Source organism: Arthrobacter sp. NPDC089319, from assembly GCF_040684925.1.
In the GTDB taxonomy this organism is placed as follows: domain Bacteria; phylum Actinomycetota; class Actinomycetes; order Actinomycetales; family Micrococcaceae; genus Crystallibacter.
This window is the reverse complement of record NZ_JBFBGZ010000007.1, coordinates 154632-170572: the sequence shown is the minus strand read 5'-3', so window position 1 is coordinate 170572 and position 15941 is coordinate 154632. Positions and strand designations below refer to the sequence as shown.

The window sequence follows — 15941 nt, the reverse complement described above, 5'->3', positions numbered from 1 at the left end:
GGGCGCAGGCGTCAGCTCTGCTGCACCGGTGTGGTCTGCAGGACGGCCAGGCGGTGGTCCATCCGGTCCCGCTTGGTCTCCAGGTAGCGGCGGTTCTGCTCGCGGAAGGGAACTTCGGCGGTCACCATCTCCACCACCTCGATGCCCAGGGCCGCCAGCGTCACGCTCTTGGCCGGATTGTTGCTCAGCAGCCGGATGGCGCCGACGCCCATCGAGCGCAGGATGGCGGCCGCGGCCGAATAGTCGCGCGCGTCCACGGGCAGCCCCAACTGCTCATTGGCCTCCACGGTGTCGGCGCCGGCTTCCTGCAGTGCGTAGGCCCGCATTTTGTTGGCCAGTCCGATGCCGCGCCCCTCCTGGCCGCGCAGGTACAGGACGGTTCCGCCTTGCTCGCCGATCAGTGCCAGGGCCTGTTCCAGTTGTTCACCGCAGTCGCAGCGGTAGGACGCGAACACGTCCCCGGTCAGGCATTCGGAGTGCAATCGGACCAGCGGCTCGGCCGCCGGCCGGACCGGGGAGGTGATGCTCAGGTGCTCCACGCCGGTGGCTGCGTCCGTCCAGGCCTGCGCCGTGAAGTTGCCGAAGCCGGTGGGCAGCTGAACGGACGGGCCGGCCTCCACCGTTGCGGCCGGCGCCTTTTCGCGGATCTCGTCAGTGGCCACGGTGCTCCGCCTCCGAGAGTGATGTCGGCGCGGGTGCCCCGGACAGGTAGCTCGCGAGGTCCTCGATCGAGACCAGCGGGCAGTTGTGCTCGTCGGCGAAGGCCCGCAGGGCCGGCAGCCGCATCATGTCCCCCTCGTCGTGCACGAGCTCGGCGATGACCCCGACCGGCGCCCGCCCGCCCAGGCGGCACAGGTCCACGGCCGCCTCGGTGTGGCCGCGCCGCGCCAGCACGCCGCCGTCGACCGCGCGCAGGGGAAAGACATGGCCGGGCCGGGTGAGGTCCGCGGCGGTGCTGTCCGCCGCAGCGAGCACCGACGCGGTGCGCGCACGGTCCGCTGAACTGATCCCGGTGCTCACGCCGGCCGCGGCGTCGCAGGACACCGTATAGGCCGTGCCCTTGGCATCCTGGTTGACCTCAACCATCGGCGGCAGCCCCAGGTCGTCGGCGCGGGCCGCCGTGAGCGGCACGCAGATGACGCCGGATGTGTAGCGGATGGTCCAGCCCATCAGCTCGGAGGTGGCGGCGTCCGCGGCGAAGATAATGTCGCCTTCGTTTTCCCGGTCCTCGTCATCAACCACAACGACGGCGCGGCCCGCGGCGATCGCGGCGACGGCGGCCTCGATGGTGTCGAGCGCGATCCGCGGCTCCACGGCGGCGCTCACGACCGGGCTCCCGGGGTAAAGGCCAGCAGCCGCTCGGCGTACTTGGCCAGGACGTCCACTTCCAGGTTCACCGTGTCTCCGGGCTGTTTGGCCCCCAGTCCGGTGTCGGCCAGCGTGGTGGGAATCAGGCCGACTTCGAAGAACTGCGTCTCCGCTTCCGCATCGCTGACCGAGGTGACCGTCAGCGAGACGCCGTCAACGGCGATGGACCCTTTCTCCGCGATGTAGCGGGCCAGCTCCTGGGGAACGGTGAAGCGCAGCCGTTCCCAGTCGCCCAGGTCTTCGCGTTCTGCCAGCGTGCCGACTCCGTCCACATGACCTTGGACCACGTGCCCGTCCAGCCGCCCTCCGGCCGGCACGCAGCGTTCCAGGTTGACGGTCTGCCCCGGCTGGAGCGATCCGGTGGTGGTGCGGGTGAGCGTCTCGCCCATCACGTCCACGCTGACCCGGCTGCCATCCAGCGCGACGGCGGTAAGGCACACGCCATTGACCGCGATCGACCCGCCGAGCCCGAGGCCGGGTGCCGTCCGGGGAGCGGTGAAGGTCAGCACGGCGCTGTCGGTGGCTGGGCTCAGGTCCAGCGATTCGACCCGCCCTTGTTCGGCGATGATTCCGGTAAACATTCAGTTGCCTTTCTGGGTGCCGCGAAACGGCAAAGGTTCAAGGTGCAGGCGCAGGTCAGCGCCCAGGGTGCGGGCACTGCCGCCGGCGCTATCCCAGCGCCACCGGCCTGCCTCGGCCAGTGTGCCGATGCCGAGGTCGGCCACCGCGCGGGTGCCGGCACCGAGCATCAGCGGTGCCAGGTAGAGGACCAGTTCATCGATCAGGTCGGCGCGCAGGAAGGCCGAGGCGATGGTGGCTCCGCCTTCGATCATGGCGTGGCCGATGCCACGCCCGGCCAGTTCGGCCAATACTTCCGCGGGATCATGCGTGGCCAGTTGCAGGAAAAGGCCATCGGCGCCGCGGACTGCCGCGTCTGCGGGCACCTTCCGGCGCCCCATCACCACGCGCAGCGGCTGGTCGGGAGTCTCCGCCCCGGCCCGGTCCCGGGCGGTCAGCCGCGGGTTGTCGGCGGCGATGGTTCCGTTGCCGGCGATGATCGCATCGGCACGGGAGCGGATGCCGTGGCTGTCGGCCCGGGCTTCTTCCCCGGTGATCCACTGGCTGCTGCCGTCCGCCGCAGCGATCAGCCCGTCCATTGTCTGGGCGATGTGCAGCGTGGTGAACGGCCGGCCTTCCCGCCGTGCCTGGAACCAGCGGTGGTTGAGTTCCTGGGCCTGCTGCGGCATCAGTCCGGTGCGCACGGCGACACCGGCTGCGGCCAGCCGCTGCGCTCCGCCCGCTGCCTGGTCGGTGGGGTCGGCCGCAGCGAAGACCAGCGAACCGATGCCGGCTTCCAGGATGGCGCCCGAGCATGGGCCCGTACGGCCGCGGTGATTGCACGGTTCCAGGGTCACCAGCATGGTGCAGTCCGCCAGCTCCGTTTCGCGTCCTGACGGGACGTTGGCCAGCGCATCCACTTCGGCGTGCGGCGTGCCCGCTCCCCGGTGGTACCCGGTGCTGAGCACTTCGCCGCGCGAGTCGATGATTACCGCGCCGACCAGGGGATTCGCGCCGCGCACGCCCTGCCCGGCGGCCTGCAGCGCCAGCTCCATGCCGCGCTGCTCCGCCGTCGAAAAGTGCTGGCTGATGACAGGGGCAGGCTGGCTCATGGGACACGCACCGGTTCGTCGTCGCCGCCGGCCCGTGCCGGCTGCCCGATCCGCGGATCGGGGTGCAGTGTCTGCACCTCGGGCTTGGCCAGTGCATTGGCCCGCCACCAGACGAAGAATCCAACCAGGGTGAAGCCGCCGTAGAACAGATACATGAAGGCGCTGGCGTAGTAGCCGGCGCTGAAGAGCAGCGGCACACCCACAATGTCCACCGCGACCCAGATCAGCCAGAATTCAACCCAGCCGCGGGCCATGCCGTAGGTGGCCAGCAGCGAACCGACGAAGGTCCAGGCATCGGCCCATACCGGCTCATAGGAACCGAGCGCGGCGAAGATCGGGGTCAGCGCCACGGTGCCCAGGAGCAGTGCCGCCACCAGGCCCACCCGCGCCTTGGCGCCGGCCCACTGCGGGGTGATGGCGCTGCCGGTGCCGTTGCGTGCGGCGCGCCAGCGGTTCCAGCCGTACACGGCCACCGCAATGAACATGACCTGCCGCCCCGCCTGTCCCAGCAGGTTGGCTGTACTGGCGGAGCCGAACAGCGAGCCGAGGAAGACCGTCAGCAGCAGCAGGTTGCCGATGATGCCCACCGGCCAGGCCCATACTTTTCGGCGCATGCCGCCGAGGGCGCTGAGGAGTCCAAAAATGTTTCCCAGAACTTCGCGCAGCAGCAGTGAGCTGCCGGCAACGGGAATCTGAGCTTCAAAGAGCCACCGCAGAAAATCCATGCCGTTCCTTTCGAGCCGCGGCGGCTCCGGGGGAACGACAGTGCAGTAGGTCCGGGCACCCCGGGTTAAACGGCCAGTGGCCGTACCCGGTGGCCCATTGCTGCCACCTGTACGTGCTTCTCCCATCCAGACTTTAACTGTCGGTACCGGAATTCCACCGGTTCAACCGTGGCCTCTGGTTCCGGGTGGAACGTTCGGCAACGGGTCGCGGACTATAACCGCCGGTTCGGACTTACACCGACCCCGGAGCACGTTGTGTTTGCGTAACTATGCTCTCACAACTGCTGCCCGGGGTCCCGCATTCCCGTCACATCGTGTAACAGCCCTCACAGCACCTTGGCAGCGGCCCGCAGCGAGGCGATGGCCTGCTCGGGATCGGGATGGCCGTAGACAGCGGAGCCGGCTACAAAAACGGTGGCACCGGCCTCGGCTGCGCGCACAATCGTCTCCTCGGTGACACCGCCGTCCACCTGGATGGCCACCGGCAGCCCGGAGCCAGCCACCGCGTTCGCCGCCTTGCGGATCTTGGGCAGCGTCACATCCAAAAACGTCTGGCCGCCGAAGCCCGGTTCAACCGTCATGATCAGCAGCAGGTCCATCTCGGGCAGCAGATCCAGATACGGCTCGACGGCGGTGGCCGGCTTGAGCGCCATGCCGGCCTTGGCTCCATGGATCCTCAGTTCCCTGGCCAGCCGCACCGGCGCCTTCGCCGCTTCCACATGGAAAGTCACCGATTCGATGCCGGCCTCGGCATAGGCAGGTGCCCACCGGTCGGGATCGGCAATCATCAGGTGCGCGTCCAACGGCAGGCTGCTGACTTCCTGGATCCGCTGCACCACCGGCAGACCGATGGTCAGGTTCGGCACGAAGTGGTTGTCCATCACATCCACATGCACCGCATCGGCGGTGCTGATGCGCTGCAGTTCGGCTTCGAGGTTGACGAAATCAGCCGAGAGGATGCTGGGGTTGATGCAGCAGTGTGCCATCGGATGCTTCCCTGCCTGTCTAGGTGTTATTGGAGTGGGGGGGGGGACCTGCACGGCTTGATCCGGTGCGGATCAGTTGCTTCGGCGCAGCAGGGCCATGAACATGGCATCGGTGCCGTGGCGGTGCGGCCAGAGCTGCGTGGTGGTGCCGCCGGACCGGCCGACGGTGTCCCCGCCCGGCTGTCCCGCTTCCAGATGGCCCGGGAGGCTGACGCCGTCAAGGACGGCGGACGTGTCCAGCAGTTCCAGCCCGGGATGGCGGCGCAGCAGGTCGGCGACCACCGCCGTCGTCTCCGCCGGGTGCGGGGAGCACGTCACATAGGCGATCAGTCCGCCCGGTTTGGCGGCCGCGACGGCGGCTTCGAGCAGTTCACGCTGCAACGGACCCAGCTGGGCAACGTCGGACGGCTTCCGGCGCCAGCGGGATTCCGGCCGGCGCCGGAGGGCTCCCAGGCCGGTGCAGGGCGCGTCCACCATGATCCGATCGAACTGGCCCGCATACTGGTCACCGACCTCGCGGCCGTCTCCAGTGCGGATCTCCCAGACGTCCGCCGGAACCGGGGCCAGCGCCTTGCGGACCAACTCGGCACGGTGCACGGCTACTTCGTTGGCCAACAACGTGGCACCCTGCTGGGCGGCCAGCGATGCGAGCAAGGCCGCCTTCCCGCCCGGCCCGGCGCAGAGATCAAGCCACCGCTCGCCCGGCGCTGCCGGGGCTGCTGCGGCCAACGCCCGTGCCACCAATTGGGAGCCGGCATCCTGGACGCGGGTGGTTCCGGCACGGACGCTGGCCAGCCGGCCGACGTCGCCGCCGGCGTACAGGGCGGAGCCTTCGACAAGCTCTCCGGGCTCGGCCCCGGCCTCCACCGCCTCGTCCAGCGTGCCCAGTCCGGGCAGTGCCACCAGGTTCACCACGGGCGCGGCGTTGTCCGCGGCCAGCAGGTCTTCCAATTCGTCCACGCTGCGGCCATGGGCGGCCAGCGACTGCCGCAGCGCCCGCACGATCCATTCCGGGTGGCTGTGTTCCAAAGCCGCGGCCCTGACCGGGTCCGCCTCCCCCGCCGTCAGCTCAGCGGTCCAGCCGCCGAGGTCGTGCGCGGTCACCTTGCGCAGCACGGCGTTGATGAGCGAGCCCGGCCCTGCGCCAATCACCGCGCGGGCCAGGCTGACGGTCTGGTCCAGGGCGGCATGTGCCGGCACCCGCATGGCCAGCAGCTGGTGGGCGCCCAGGCGCAGTGCATCGAGGACCGCGGGGTCCAGCTGATCCAGCGGCCGGTCGACGCAGCGGGCGAGAATGGCATCGTAGGTGCCCAGGCCGCGCAAGGCGCCGTAGGCCAACTCCGTGGCGAAACCGGCATCCCGCTTGTCCAGCCGGTGTTTGCGGATGCTCGCCGGCAGCACCAGGTTCGCATAGGCGTCGTCCCGTTCCACGGCGCGGAGCACCTCGAAAGCGGCCAGCCGGGCGGGATCTGCCGTCCTCGACCGCTGCGAGGGAGCCGACTGCGAGTAGTGCCGGGTACCGCCACGGTTGCGCTCCCGCCCGGCCGCATCGCGCCGTCCGCTCCCCTGGCCTCCGCCGCCTTGCCGGCCGCGCCCGTCGTTATTACCGCGGCCGCCGTTCCGGCCGCCCTCGTTCCGGCCGTTCATTCGAAGTGCACATCCTCACGCTGCCCAAGCCCGCGGGCCCAGTCTGCAGCATCCATCATCTTTTTACCTGCCGGCTGGACCTTGTCCAGCTCAACCGCATGGGAGCCGGTACCCACCAGCGCGGACGCCGATGATCCGCCGGTTAACCTGAGCACTCCGGGCGGCACATCCCGGGTCTCCGGCCGCGGCCGCACCGGTCCCAGCTTGAAGCGCTGCCCGTCGAGCATGGTCCAGGCGCCAGGCTCGGGGGTCACACCGTTGATCCGACGGCGGATGGCCAGCGCCGGCTGATGCCAATCGATGTGGCCGTCCTCCAAGGACAGCTTGGGCGCCAGGCTGACATCGCCGGACTGCGCCACGGCCGCGGCTTTGCCTGCTCCGACGGCAGCGAGGGTTTGGGACAGCAGCACGGCGCCGCTGCGGGACAGCCTTTCCAGCACCTCGCCGCTGGTGTCCTCCGGGCGCAGCGCCTCGGTCAGGGTGCCGTAGACCGGGCCGGTATCCAGCCCTTTTTCCAGCTGAAACGTGGAGGCGCCCGTGACATCGTCGCCGTGGATGACTGCGTGCTGCACCGGCGCTGCACCGCGCCAGGCGGGCAACAGTGAGAAGTGCAGGTTGATCCAGCCATGTTTCGGGATGCCCAGGGCTGTTTCCGGGACGAGCCCGCCGTAGGCCACGATGGCCGCCACCTCCGGAGCCGCTGCCCGGATGGCGTCCATGGTGACCTGGTCGATCCGGTTGGCCCGGATCACCGGGACGCCCAGTTCGACGGCGCGGGCCGCCACGGGCGAGGGGGTCATGATGCGTTTCCTGCCCACCGGCGCATCCTCACGGGTGAGCACCGACACGATTTCGAACCCGTCCTGGACCAACCGGTCGAGGGACGGAACCGCCACGCTAGGCGTGCCGGCGAACAGTACGCGCAAACCGCTGCCGCTTCCGGTCATGCCAGCGGCTGCCCGAAGGAACCGGTGCGCGCCGGTGCCGGCCCGCGGCTGAAGCCGGAACCGACGTTGGCGGCCCGCTGGGCCTGGGTTTCACCGGCCACTTCGTTATAGCCCGCATTGCGGATGGAACGCAGCGCGTTCTTCCGGTTCTCGCCGGTGAGGTGGTCGATGTAGAGGATCCCGTCCAGGTGGTCTGTCTCGTGCTGGAAGCAGCGGGCCAGCATGCCGTCGCCCTCGTACTCCACCGGGTTGCCGTGCATGTCCTGGCCCGTCACCCGCGTCCAGCGGCGCCGGCGCACCGGATAGCCCAGCGCGGGGATGGACAGGCAGCCTTCGGCCACGTCCTCTTGAAAGTCGTCGCTGAGCTCAAGCACCGGGTTGACCACGTGGCCCCGCTGGCCACCCACGCGGAAGGTGAAAACCCGCAGGCTGACGCCAATCTGCGGTGCGGCCAGCCCTGCGCCGTCGACGTCCTCCATGGTTTCGTCCATGTCCGCCACCAGCTTGGCCAGTTCCGGTCCGAATCCGGTCACCGGTTCCGCCTTGGTCCGCAGGACGGGGTCGCCGATAATCCGGATGCTCAGGATTGCCATCTAGTTCTTGTCCTCACTGCTGCCGCGTAGGCGGCGCTGAAAGTTGTTGGGTTCCGGTCCAGTTTAGTGGGCCGGCTGAGCCGCCTGCAGGGCCGGCGCGGGCGGCGCGATCGGCAGCAGGGCGCGGCCGGCCTCCGACACCTGAAGATGCGTCTCCCAGGCACGCCGCAGCGAGCAGAACCGGTACCAGTGCCAGCGGAGCACCTCGGGGTTGGCCCGCATGGGCCGGACTTCAGTCTCGCCGATTGCCACGCCCAGCAGCAACGGATCATCGCCGTGTGCCCACGGCTCCCAGCTGCCCGCCACGCCGTCCACCAAGGACTCCTGGGCCTTCATGCCCGCCACCAACTGCATGACCACCTTGTCATTGAGCGCTTTGACCTGGCCGTTTCGGTCCGTTCCCTTGGTCTTGAAGTCGATCAGGCAGGTGCGACCGGCGATCTTGGCCACTAGGTCCAGAGTGCCGGCGTACCCCACTTCCTGATTCCAGACGGTGATCTCCGGCGCTATCGGCTCCACCGCGTAGAGCTGCCACCATTCGTCGAACCTGTCCGCGAACGCCTCTTCGCCGTTTGCCTTCAGGGCCTCCCGGGCGCCGGCGACGTCATGGTCCTTGTCCAGCGCCCGCAGCGCCACCTGTTCGCAGTACCCGTGCACCCGGTCGCCGCGCAGCGCCGCCGCGTCCCGGTAGCGGTCGGCCGCCAGCGTGGCTTCTTTCGCCAGCGTCCGCAGCCGCCCCGGATTTCCGGCCGCTTCGGCCAGTCTGGCGTCGGAGGCCAAGGACGTGGCAGCCATGTGGGCAAACCAGCCGTCCAGGGTGGTCGGTTCCTGCGCGATCACCGTGGTGATGGAAGGGACCGACGGCGGCTCCGAGGTGGAGCGCGCGTACATCCGGCCGTTGGCGGTGGCATGCGCAAGGAGTGGTGCAGTCATAAAGAGATCTTCTCAGGTTCCACTGACGGTTCTGGTCCGCAGTCCATGGCTAAAGCTGATCTGTTGCGGCGCGGACCTTCAGCGTGCCCGGCGATGCCCAAAACAAAACATCCCGGCCGGGCTGCTGCCTGGCCGGGATGTTGCTGATGTGGTGGGCGATACTGGGTTCGAACCAGTGACCTCTTCGGTGTGAACGAAGCGCGCTACCACTGCGCCAATCGCCCCTGCATGCTGCGGATGCGCCGAACGCTTCCTGCAACGTGTAGAAATGCTAGCCCACAGGTGCGGAGAATCAAAAATCGCCGGGCGGGCGGGCGGCCGGTACGGCGGCATCCGCATCGGCCCCTCCGCAGGGAACCTAGGATGCCATGACTACTTCGGTGGGCACCGCCGTCGTGAATTGGACGACCTGGTTGCACTGACGTTTCACTCGCCGGCGAGCCCGATTGGACGAAGCGGGAAACGTCCTATAGAGTTTTTACTCGTTGGAAATCACAACAACGCCGCGAGCGGTTGCACTAACTGGTCGCGGTCTAAGTGATGGATAACTTCTGCGGACGTAGCTCAGCTGGCTAGAGCACCACCTTGCCAAGGTGGATGTCGCGGGTTCGAATCCCGTCGTCCGCTCGCAAGTCACTGTTTGTGCCAGCGTCGCTGGCCGGTCCTAGGGCAATTGCCCATAGGCGCGGTGGGGTGGCCGAGAGGCGAGGCAGCGGCCTGCAAAGCCGTATACGCGGGTTCGAATCCCGTCCCCACCTCGTGCGGTGGCACGGCAAGCAGGCACATCTCGTGAGAGATCACGGGCGATTGGCGCAGCGGTAGCGCGCTTCCCTGACACGGAAGAGGTCACTGGTTCGATCCCAGTATCGCCCACTGAAACAGCCGGAGTGATCCGGAACTGTTTCGCGCGGACGTAGCTCAGCTGGCTAGAGCACCACCTTGCCAAGGTGGATGTCGCGGGTTCGAATCCCGTCGTCCGCTCCATTTTCCTTATTTCCTCCACCGCCCGCCTTGGGCAGACCGGGGCGATTGGCGCAGCGGTAGCGCGCTTCCCTGACACGGAAGAGGTCACTGGTTCGATCCCAGTATCGCCCACCATCGAACGGCTCCCTTCAACGGGAGCCTTTGTTGTTTAAACTATTGAGCACCCGCGGTGAAGTGCCTACGATGGAATGGCAGGGGCGAAGGGCCCCCCGTCGGAAAGGAGGTGCCAGTGTCGTTATTTGACGAGCTCAAGGGCAGGGCAGGAGCACTCAAGGACAAGGCAGCCGGTCTCGTGGGAGAAAACTCTGACTCGATCAAGGGTGCCGTCGGCAACGTCGGTGAATACATCGACACCAAGACCGACGGTAAGTATTCCAAGCAGGTAGACGGCCTGCAGGCCAAGGCATCCGGTTTTGTCGACTCGTTCGGCGGCACGGGTGGCCAGGCGCCGTCCGACGGGAACACCTCGTCCAACTAGTCCTTAGCACGCCATGGAGGGCGCCGGAACGCCGGGAGGCGGGGCCGGCGCCCTTCTCCGTTAAGCGGCGCCAAGAAACCTACGCAGCGGCTTCGCCGGCCTGCCCCTCACGGGCCAGCGCGGTCAGGCGGGACACCGCCCGGAAGTACTTTTTCATGTAGCCGCCGGACATCATTTCCGGCGTGAACAGCTGATCGAACGGCACGCCGCTGGCGATGATCGGCACGTCCTTGTCATACAGGCGGTCGGCCAGCACCACGAACCGCAAGGCCACCGCCTGTTCGGAGATGGTGTGCACGTTGTGCCAGGCCACCGCGTCCACGCCGTCGAGGAACTGGCGGTAGCGGCTGGGGTGCACGCCCTCCAAATGGTTGACGAGGTCGGAAAATTCGTCCGCGGCCACCACCTTGCCGTCGAAGTCATGCAGCCGGCGCTTCAGGTCATGGTTGCTGAGCGGTTCCGGAGCGGCCGGCAACCCGCGGTGCCGGTAGTCCTCGCCGTCCACCCGGATGACGTCGAACTGGTCGGCCAGGACCTGGATCTCGCGCTGGAAATCGACGGCGGCAAAGCGACCGTCCCCCAGCGAACCCGGCAGAGTATTGGACGTGGCGGCAAGCTTGACCCCCGCGTCGGCCAGCTCCCGCATCAGCCGCGACATCAGCACGGTGTCGCCCGGATCATCCAGTTCGAATTCGTCGATGCAGACCAGGCGGTAGCTGCTGAGGGCTTCCACGGTTTTGCGGAAGGACAGTGCGCCCACCAGGTTGGTGTACTCGACGAAGGTGCCGAAGGCCTTCGGCCCATCCACCGCGTGCCACAGCGAGGCGAGCAGGTGCGTCTTGCCGACGCCGAAGCCGCCATCCAGATAGATGCCGGCGCGGCTCTCCGGCTTGGCACCGCCAAACAGCTTCTTCAAGCCCTTCGGCTTGGGCCGGTCGACGGCGGCGGCAAAGTGCTGCAGCGCCTTGACGGCCGCGGCCTGGGAGGGCTGGGCCGGGTCCGGACGGTAGCTGGCAAAGGACACTTCGCCGAAGCGCGGCGACGGGTGCAGGCCGGCCAGCAGTTCGTCCACGGACACCTTGGGGGTCCGGCGTGAAAGCTGTTCAATCTTGGGCACGTGAAGCTTACCGCTGCTTTCCTGACATGGGTTTTGAGACGTGGCGGAGGGAATGCCGCCAGCAAAACGATACGCTACCCGCGCCAATCAGGGGCAGTTGGTGTCGGCCCGGAAGCTTTTGCCGGCTCCGGTGGTTAGGCTAAACAGAAGTCCCGCGCCGTTTTGTACGGCCCCTGCACGCTACGGAAAGGTCCTGCCATGCCCATTGCCACTGAGCAGAACGAGAAGTTCGCCTCCTACGCCAACCCCGACCGTCTGGTCTCGACGCAGTGGTTGGCGGACAATCTGGGCACGGACGGGCTGGTAGTAGTGGAGTCAGACGAAGACATCCTGCTGTATGAAACCGGACACATTCCCTCGGCCGTGAAAATCGACTGGCACACCGACCTGAATGATCCGGACACCCGCGACTACGTGGACGGGGAAGGCTTCGCCGCACTCCTCGGCTCCAAGGGCATCAGCCGCGATACCACCGTGGTGCTGTACGGCGACAAAAGCAACTGGTGGGCAGCCTACGCACTCTGGGTCTTCACCCTCTTCGGCCACGAGGACGTGCGGTTGCTGGACGGCGGCCGGGACAAGTGGATAGCGGAAGGCCGCGACATCACCACCGAGGTACCGCAGCCGGCACCGGTGGAATACCCCGTCATCGAACGTGACGACGCACCGATCCGGGCCTTCCTTCACGACGTGCTGGACCATTTCGGCAAGCCGCTGGTGGACGTCCGCTCCCCCGAGGAATACTCCGGCCAGCGCACCACGATGCCCGCCTACCCGGAGGAAGGCGCGCTGCGCGGAGGCCACATCCCGACGGCGGCGTCCGTCCCGTGGGCGCGGGCCGCAGCCGAGGATGGCACATTCCGCACGCGTGATGAGCTTGAGGCCATCTACCTGGGCGAGGCGGGCCTGAAGCCGGGCGACGATGTGGTGGCGTACTGCCGGATTGGCGAACGCTCCAGCCACACCTGGTTCGTGCTCAAGCACCTGCTGGGCTTCGGCACGGTGAGGAACTACGACGGCTCATGGACCGAATGGGGCAATGCGGTGCGGGTGCCGATCGTCAGGGGCGACCAGCCCGGCGAGCTCCCCGCCGCGGCCCGCTAAGGAATAGCCGTCCGGCGCGCAGCGTTAACGCTGGCAAAACCGATACCTTCAAGAGAGCCCAAAGTATGACCGTGTCGCCCCAGACCATCCCCGAACCGCTGGCCGAGATTATTGACGATTTCCAGGCGGTCACCGAGGCCGAACGGCTGCAGTTGCTGCTGGAATTCTCCCGCGAACTGCCGGAACTGCCGGAGCGGTTCGCCGGGCACCCGGAACTGCTGGAGCAGGTGGTGGAGTGCCAGTCGCCGCTTTTCCTCACGCTGGAACTGGGCGACGACCCGGACCAGGATGTGCAGATCTACTTTTCGGCCCCGCCGGAGGCTCCGACCACCCGCGGCTTCGCCTCGGTGCTGCACGAGGGGCTCAATGGGCTTCCGGCCCAGCAGATCCTGGCCGTACCGGATGACATCGCCGAGCATCTGGGCCTGACCCGGGCGATCACGCCGCTGCGGATCCGAGGCATGTCCGCCATGCTGTTCCGGATCAAGCGCCTGATCGCCGAGGCCCGGCAACTGCGTCCAGCCTCGGCCTGAGCGTGGCCAAGCACAGACCATCCGCCGGAACCCCCGCCACCACGCTGCTGCAGCGGGCGGGGGTTCCGCATGTGCTGCACAGCTATACCCACGACCCCTCGGCGGCAAGTTTCGGATGGGAGGCCGCCGAGGCGCTGGGCATGGATCCGGCGCGGGTATTCAAAACGCTGATGGCCACGCTGGACGGCTCGCTGGCGGTCGCCATCGTGCCGGTCAGCTCCAACCTGGACCTGAAGAAATTCGCTGCTGCCTTGGGCGGCAAGCGGGCCGCTATGGCCGATCCCCAGGTGGCGCAGCGGCGCACCGGGTATGTGCTGGGCGGCATCTCACCGCTCGGGCAGAAACAGGCCAGCCCCACGGTGTTGGATTCCACCGCGCCGGGCTTCGCCACCATCCTGGTGTCCGGCGGACGCCGCGGCCTGGACATTGAAATTGCGCCGGATGACTTGGTGGCGCTGACCCAGGCCGCCGTCGCACCGATCAAGACCGGCTAGCGCGCACCTGCAGGGCGGAGCACGCGGCTCAGGAAGGACGCGACGACGCGCTCCCAGCGTTCCGGGTCCACATTCCATTCGCGGGTATGCCCGGCCCCGCTGAAACGCTCAAGGGTCACCAGCGGGTTCTTCTCCGCCAGGGCCGCGGACGGGCCGTACGGCACAAAGTCGTCGTTCTCGCTGTGCACAATCAGCGTCGGCACGCGCAGTTCGTCGGCGCGGGCCACCCAGTTCATCATCTTCAGGTCCAGCGGAGCAGCCAGCCCGGTCAGCAGCCGGCCGGCCTTGTTCGAGATCAGCCACTGCGAGAACTGCCCCACCGCATCCGGAATCCGGTTCAGCCGTGCCTGGTGCGCCAGTACATCGGTCCAGTCAATCACCGGGGCGTCCAGCACCAGCGCCCGGATCCGGCTTCGGTAGAGCGACTGGTCCGCAGCCTGGAGGCTGATCGCCCCGCCCATCGACCAGCCCACCAGGACCACATCCTGGGCGCCGTTCGCCAGCGCAAAGCGGATCGCCGCCTCCACGTCGCGCCATTCCGTCATGCCCAGCCCATAGCGGCGGTCCGGCGCGGACGGGGCCTCGCCGTCATTCCGGTAGGAAATCAGCAGTGACGTCAGTCCCAGTTCACGAATGGCACGCACTGCGCGCACTCCCTCCGCACGGGAGGCGCCGCGGCCGTGCACCATGATGGCCCACGTGCTGGCATCCGACTCGGCGCGGACCAGCCAAGCCGGTGCCGTGCCGCCGTCCACCTCGATCTGCACTTCCTCGTTGGCCAGCCCGACGGCGGCCGGGTCGGGGTAGGCGGCACCGCCCCACCAGCCGCGCGTGGCTGCGGCGAGGTCGCCGGTGTACACCTGCTCCACCGTGCGCTGGACGGTGCCTTCCCGCGGCGAGTAGGACGTCACCTCCCCCACCCGCGCCACGCCGCGTCCGCCGTCGAAATAGACGCTGTAGACCCCCGGTGCGGTGGTGTCCAAGGTGGCCGGCAGGATGATTTCCTGCTCTGGCCAGGATCCGACCACGGCCAGGATCTCCAGGTCCTGGACATGCTCGCGGACCGGGGTCAGCACCTGGCGGGCAAAGTAGGAGGCCAGGCCGGATGTCGCGCCGGCTAGGACGGATCCCGCGGTGGCTCCGGCCACTGCCCCCAGCAGCAGCCAGCGCGCCCTGGGCAGGGTTCCGGTGCCATCACCGTTGCCGGCGGAAATGTTCCCGGACCGGGGAGAACGTTCGAACACAGCCATGGCTCCATTCTTGCCGGTGCCGCCGTCGACCGCTAACCGGCAGGCCGTCGGCGCGCCGGATTGTTGTGAGCCGGTGGGCTGCTGATTAGGCTGGCCCCATGACGGAAACCATCGTGGTGCTGACCGAGGAACCGCTGAACGAGGCCGACCTACAGAACCTGGGTTGGCTGGCCGGTGAGCAGACCGTCGCCGAGCAATCCACCTTCCGGGTGCTGATTCCCGAGGACACCAAACGGAACCTGATGCTCGATTTCCTGGAGCGGCTGAGCATGCTGGAGGTGGGCACGGCGTTCCGTGAACTGGCCCAGGGCCAGCCGGATCCGGACGAGGCCCGGCTTGAGGCGGCCGAGGCCAAGCGCCTCTCGGTGAAGCTGCTGGAGGAAGCCGGTTTCAAGGCCACGGTGGACATTGTGGGGGACGACGGCGTGTCCGCTTTGGTGGCGTACGTCGCCGAGCATCCGGCGGACCGGGCGGTGGTCATCACCCGGCCGCACGCCATTTCCGATACCTTCCACACCGACTGGGCCAACCGTGCGCAGGAGAAGCTGGGCATTCCCGTGCTCCATCTGTACTCGGGCTCGGGATACATTGGCGACTCGTGAGCGTTGGAGAGAATATGAGCAACACTGAAACCGGCCAGTTCCCCGTGACCAAGAGCGACGACGAGTGGCGGCGCGAACTGAGTCCGGAGGAATACCATGTGCTCCGCGAGGCTGGCACCGAACGTCCCTACACCGGAAAGTACTGGGACAGCCACACCGAAGGCACCTACAGCTGCCGCGCCTGCGGAACGGAACTGTTCACCAGCAAGGAAAAGTTCGACTCGCATTGCGGCTGGCCGTCCTTCTGGGCACCGCTGGCCGAGGGAACCGTCCGCTATCTGCGGGACGGGACGCTGGGCATGGAGCGGATTGAGGTCCGCTGCGCCAACTGCGACTCGCACCTGGGCCATGTGTTCGAGGGCGAAGGCTACGAGACTCCTACGGACCAGCGCTACTGCATCAATTCGGTCTCGCTGACGCTGAAGGACACCGAAGAGCCGAAGGGCGCCGAATAGCACCCTGACCGCCCGCCCCTCCTGAAGGCCGGACCCGACTCGTGGTCCCCGGCCG

Annotated in this window: 18 protein-coding genes, 6 tRNA genes and 1 riboswitch; of the genes, 11 read left to right on the top strand and 13 right to left on the bottom strand. The window is 67.7% G+C overall.

All coding sequences use genetic code 11. The annotated features are described in order from the left end of the window. Nucleotides 1-11: 11 nt before the first annotated feature. From ribA to AB0N75_RS12185, 11 genes are all read right to left on the bottom strand, one after another. Nucleotides 12-662, bottom strand: a complete 651-nt coding sequence (gene ribA, locus AB0N75_RS12235) for a GTP cyclohydrolase II (RefSeq protein ID WP_364649962.1) — start codon at nt 660-662, stop codon at nt 12-14. Beyond that, a complete protein-coding gene (ribB, locus tag AB0N75_RS12230; protein ID WP_364649959.1) occupies nt 652-1326 on the bottom strand; it encodes a 3,4-dihydroxy-2-butanone-4-phosphate synthase in 675 nt (224 codons plus the stop codon). Before ribB ends, ribA begins: the two co-directional genes overlap by 11 nt. Further along, nucleotides 1323-1949: a riboflavin synthase gene (locus tag AB0N75_RS12225; protein ID WP_364649956.1), complete on the bottom strand. Its 627-nt coding sequence runs from the start codon at nt 1947-1949 to the stop codon at nt 1323-1325. Before AB0N75_RS12225 ends, ribB begins: the two co-directional genes overlap by 4 nt. After that, entirely contained in the window at nt 1950-3038 is a 1089-nt protein-coding gene (ribD, locus tag AB0N75_RS12220) for a bifunctional diaminohydroxyphosphoribosylaminopyrimidine deaminase/5-amino-6-(5-phosphoribosylamino)uracil reductase RibD (protein ID WP_364649952.1), read from the bottom strand. Then, nucleotides 3035-3763, bottom strand: a complete 729-nt coding sequence (gene pnuC / locus AB0N75_RS12215) for a nicotinamide riboside transporter PnuC (RefSeq protein WP_364649949.1) — start codon at nt 3761-3763, stop codon at nt 3035-3037. Before pnuC ends, ribD begins: the two co-directional genes overlap by 4 nt. A 109-nt stretch (nt 3764-3872) precedes the next feature. Then, nucleotides 3873-4019: riboswitch (FMN riboswitch) on the bottom strand. Nucleotides 4020-4089: 70 nt separating this feature from the next. After that, on the bottom strand, nt 4090-4749 hold the full coding sequence (gene rpe / locus AB0N75_RS12210) for a ribulose-phosphate 3-epimerase (protein WP_364649946.1): 660 nt from the start codon (nt 4747-4749) through the stop codon (nt 4090-4092). A 72-nt stretch (nt 4750-4821) separates the two neighbouring features. Beyond that, complete coding sequence (locus tag AB0N75_RS12205; RefSeq protein ID WP_364649943.1) at nt 4822-6396, bottom strand: transcription antitermination factor NusB; 1575 nt, start codon at nt 6394-6396, stop codon at nt 4822-4824. Then, on the bottom strand, nt 6393-7322 hold the full coding sequence (gene fmt / locus AB0N75_RS12200) for a methionyl-tRNA formyltransferase (RefSeq protein WP_364650190.1): 930 nt from the start codon (nt 7320-7322) through the stop codon (nt 6393-6395). Before fmt ends, AB0N75_RS12205 begins: the two co-directional genes overlap by 4 nt. Before the next feature lie 17 nt (nt 7323-7339). After that, nucleotides 7340-7936: a peptide deformylase gene (gene def, locus AB0N75_RS12195; RefSeq protein WP_364649940.1), complete on the bottom strand. Its 597-nt coding sequence runs from the start codon at nt 7934-7936 to the stop codon at nt 7340-7342. A 63-nt stretch (nt 7937-7999) separates the two neighbouring features. Then, nucleotides 8000-8869 carry a cytochrome gene (locus tag AB0N75_RS12190; protein WP_364649937.1) on the bottom strand — a complete coding sequence of 290 codons (870 nt, stop codon included), beginning with the start codon at nt 8867-8869 and terminating at the stop codon, nt 8000-8002. Nucleotides 8870-9018: 149 nt separating this feature from the next. Continuing rightward, a tRNA-Val gene (locus AB0N75_RS12185) sits at nt 9019-9093 on the bottom strand. Between the two features lie 329 nt (nt 9094-9422). Between AB0N75_RS12185 and AB0N75_RS12180 the strand changes: the two genes are divergently transcribed. From AB0N75_RS12180 to AB0N75_RS12155, 6 genes are all read left to right on the top strand, one after another. Continuing rightward, nucleotides 9423-9496, top strand: a tRNA-Gly gene (locus AB0N75_RS12180). Nucleotides 9497-9556: 60 nt separating this feature from the next. Further along, nucleotides 9557-9627: transfer RNA gene (locus AB0N75_RS12175), tRNA-Cys, on the top strand. 43 nt (nt 9628-9670) lie between these two features. After that, a tRNA-Val gene (locus AB0N75_RS12170) sits at nt 9671-9742 on the top strand. A gap of 34 nt (nt 9743-9776) precedes the next feature. Further along, nucleotides 9777-9853: transfer RNA gene (locus AB0N75_RS12165), tRNA-Gly, on the top strand. A 39-nt stretch (nt 9854-9892) separates the two neighbouring features. After that, nucleotides 9893-9967 (top strand) — tRNA-Val (locus tag AB0N75_RS12160). Between the two features lie 115 nt (nt 9968-10082). Further along, nucleotides 10083-10331 (top strand): antitoxin, encoded by a 249-nt coding sequence (locus AB0N75_RS12155; RefSeq protein WP_364649934.1) that lies wholly within the window; start codon nt 10083-10085, stop codon nt 10329-10331. 79 nt (nt 10332-10410) lie between these two features. Here AB0N75_RS12155 and zapE read toward each other — a convergent pair whose 3' ends face one another. After that, a complete protein-coding gene (gene zapE, locus AB0N75_RS12150) occupies nt 10411-11448 on the bottom strand; it encodes a cell division protein ZapE (RefSeq protein WP_241913029.1) in 1038 nt (345 codons plus the stop codon). A gap of 198 nt (nt 11449-11646) precedes the next feature. Here zapE and AB0N75_RS12145 point away from each other — a divergent pair, with 198 nt between their 5' ends. From AB0N75_RS12145 to ybaK, 3 genes are all read left to right on the top strand, one after another. After that, entirely contained in the window at nt 11647-12552 is a 906-nt protein-coding gene (locus AB0N75_RS12145) for a sulfurtransferase (RefSeq protein ID WP_364649930.1), read from the top strand. 71 nt (nt 12553-12623) lie between these two features. Next, complete coding sequence (locus AB0N75_RS12140; RefSeq protein ID WP_364649927.1) at nt 12624-13085, top strand: SufE family protein; 462 nt, start codon at nt 12624-12626, stop codon at nt 13083-13085. 2 nt (nt 13086-13087) lie between these two features. After that, a complete protein-coding gene (gene ybaK, locus AB0N75_RS12135; protein ID WP_364649924.1) occupies nt 13088-13579 on the top strand; it encodes a Cys-tRNA(Pro) deacylase in 492 nt (163 codons plus the stop codon). Here ybaK and AB0N75_RS12130 read toward each other — a convergent pair. Next, the gene (locus AB0N75_RS12130) at nt 13576-14829 is read right to left on the bottom strand and encodes an alpha/beta fold hydrolase (RefSeq protein ID WP_364649921.1); all 1254 of its coding nucleotides are present in this window, start codon (nt 14827-14829) and stop codon (nt 13576-13578) included. The two genes, ybaK and AB0N75_RS12130, sit on opposite strands and share 4 nt — an antisense overlap. Before the next feature lie 98 nt (nt 14830-14927). Here AB0N75_RS12130 and AB0N75_RS12125 point away from each other — a divergent pair, with 98 nt between their 5' ends. Both AB0N75_RS12125 and msrB read left to right on the top strand, forming a co-directional pair. Beyond that, the gene (locus AB0N75_RS12125) at nt 14928-15431 is read left to right on the top strand and encodes a hypothetical protein (protein WP_364649918.1); all 504 of its coding nucleotides are present in this window, start codon (nt 14928-14930) and stop codon (nt 15429-15431) included. A 14-nt stretch (nt 15432-15445) separates the two neighbouring features. Continuing rightward, the gene (gene msrB / locus AB0N75_RS12120) at nt 15446-15886 is read left to right on the top strand and encodes a peptide-methionine (R)-S-oxide reductase MsrB (RefSeq protein ID WP_364649915.1); all 441 of its coding nucleotides are present in this window, start codon (nt 15446-15448) and stop codon (nt 15884-15886) included. Nucleotides 15887-15941: the final 55 nt, after the last annotated feature.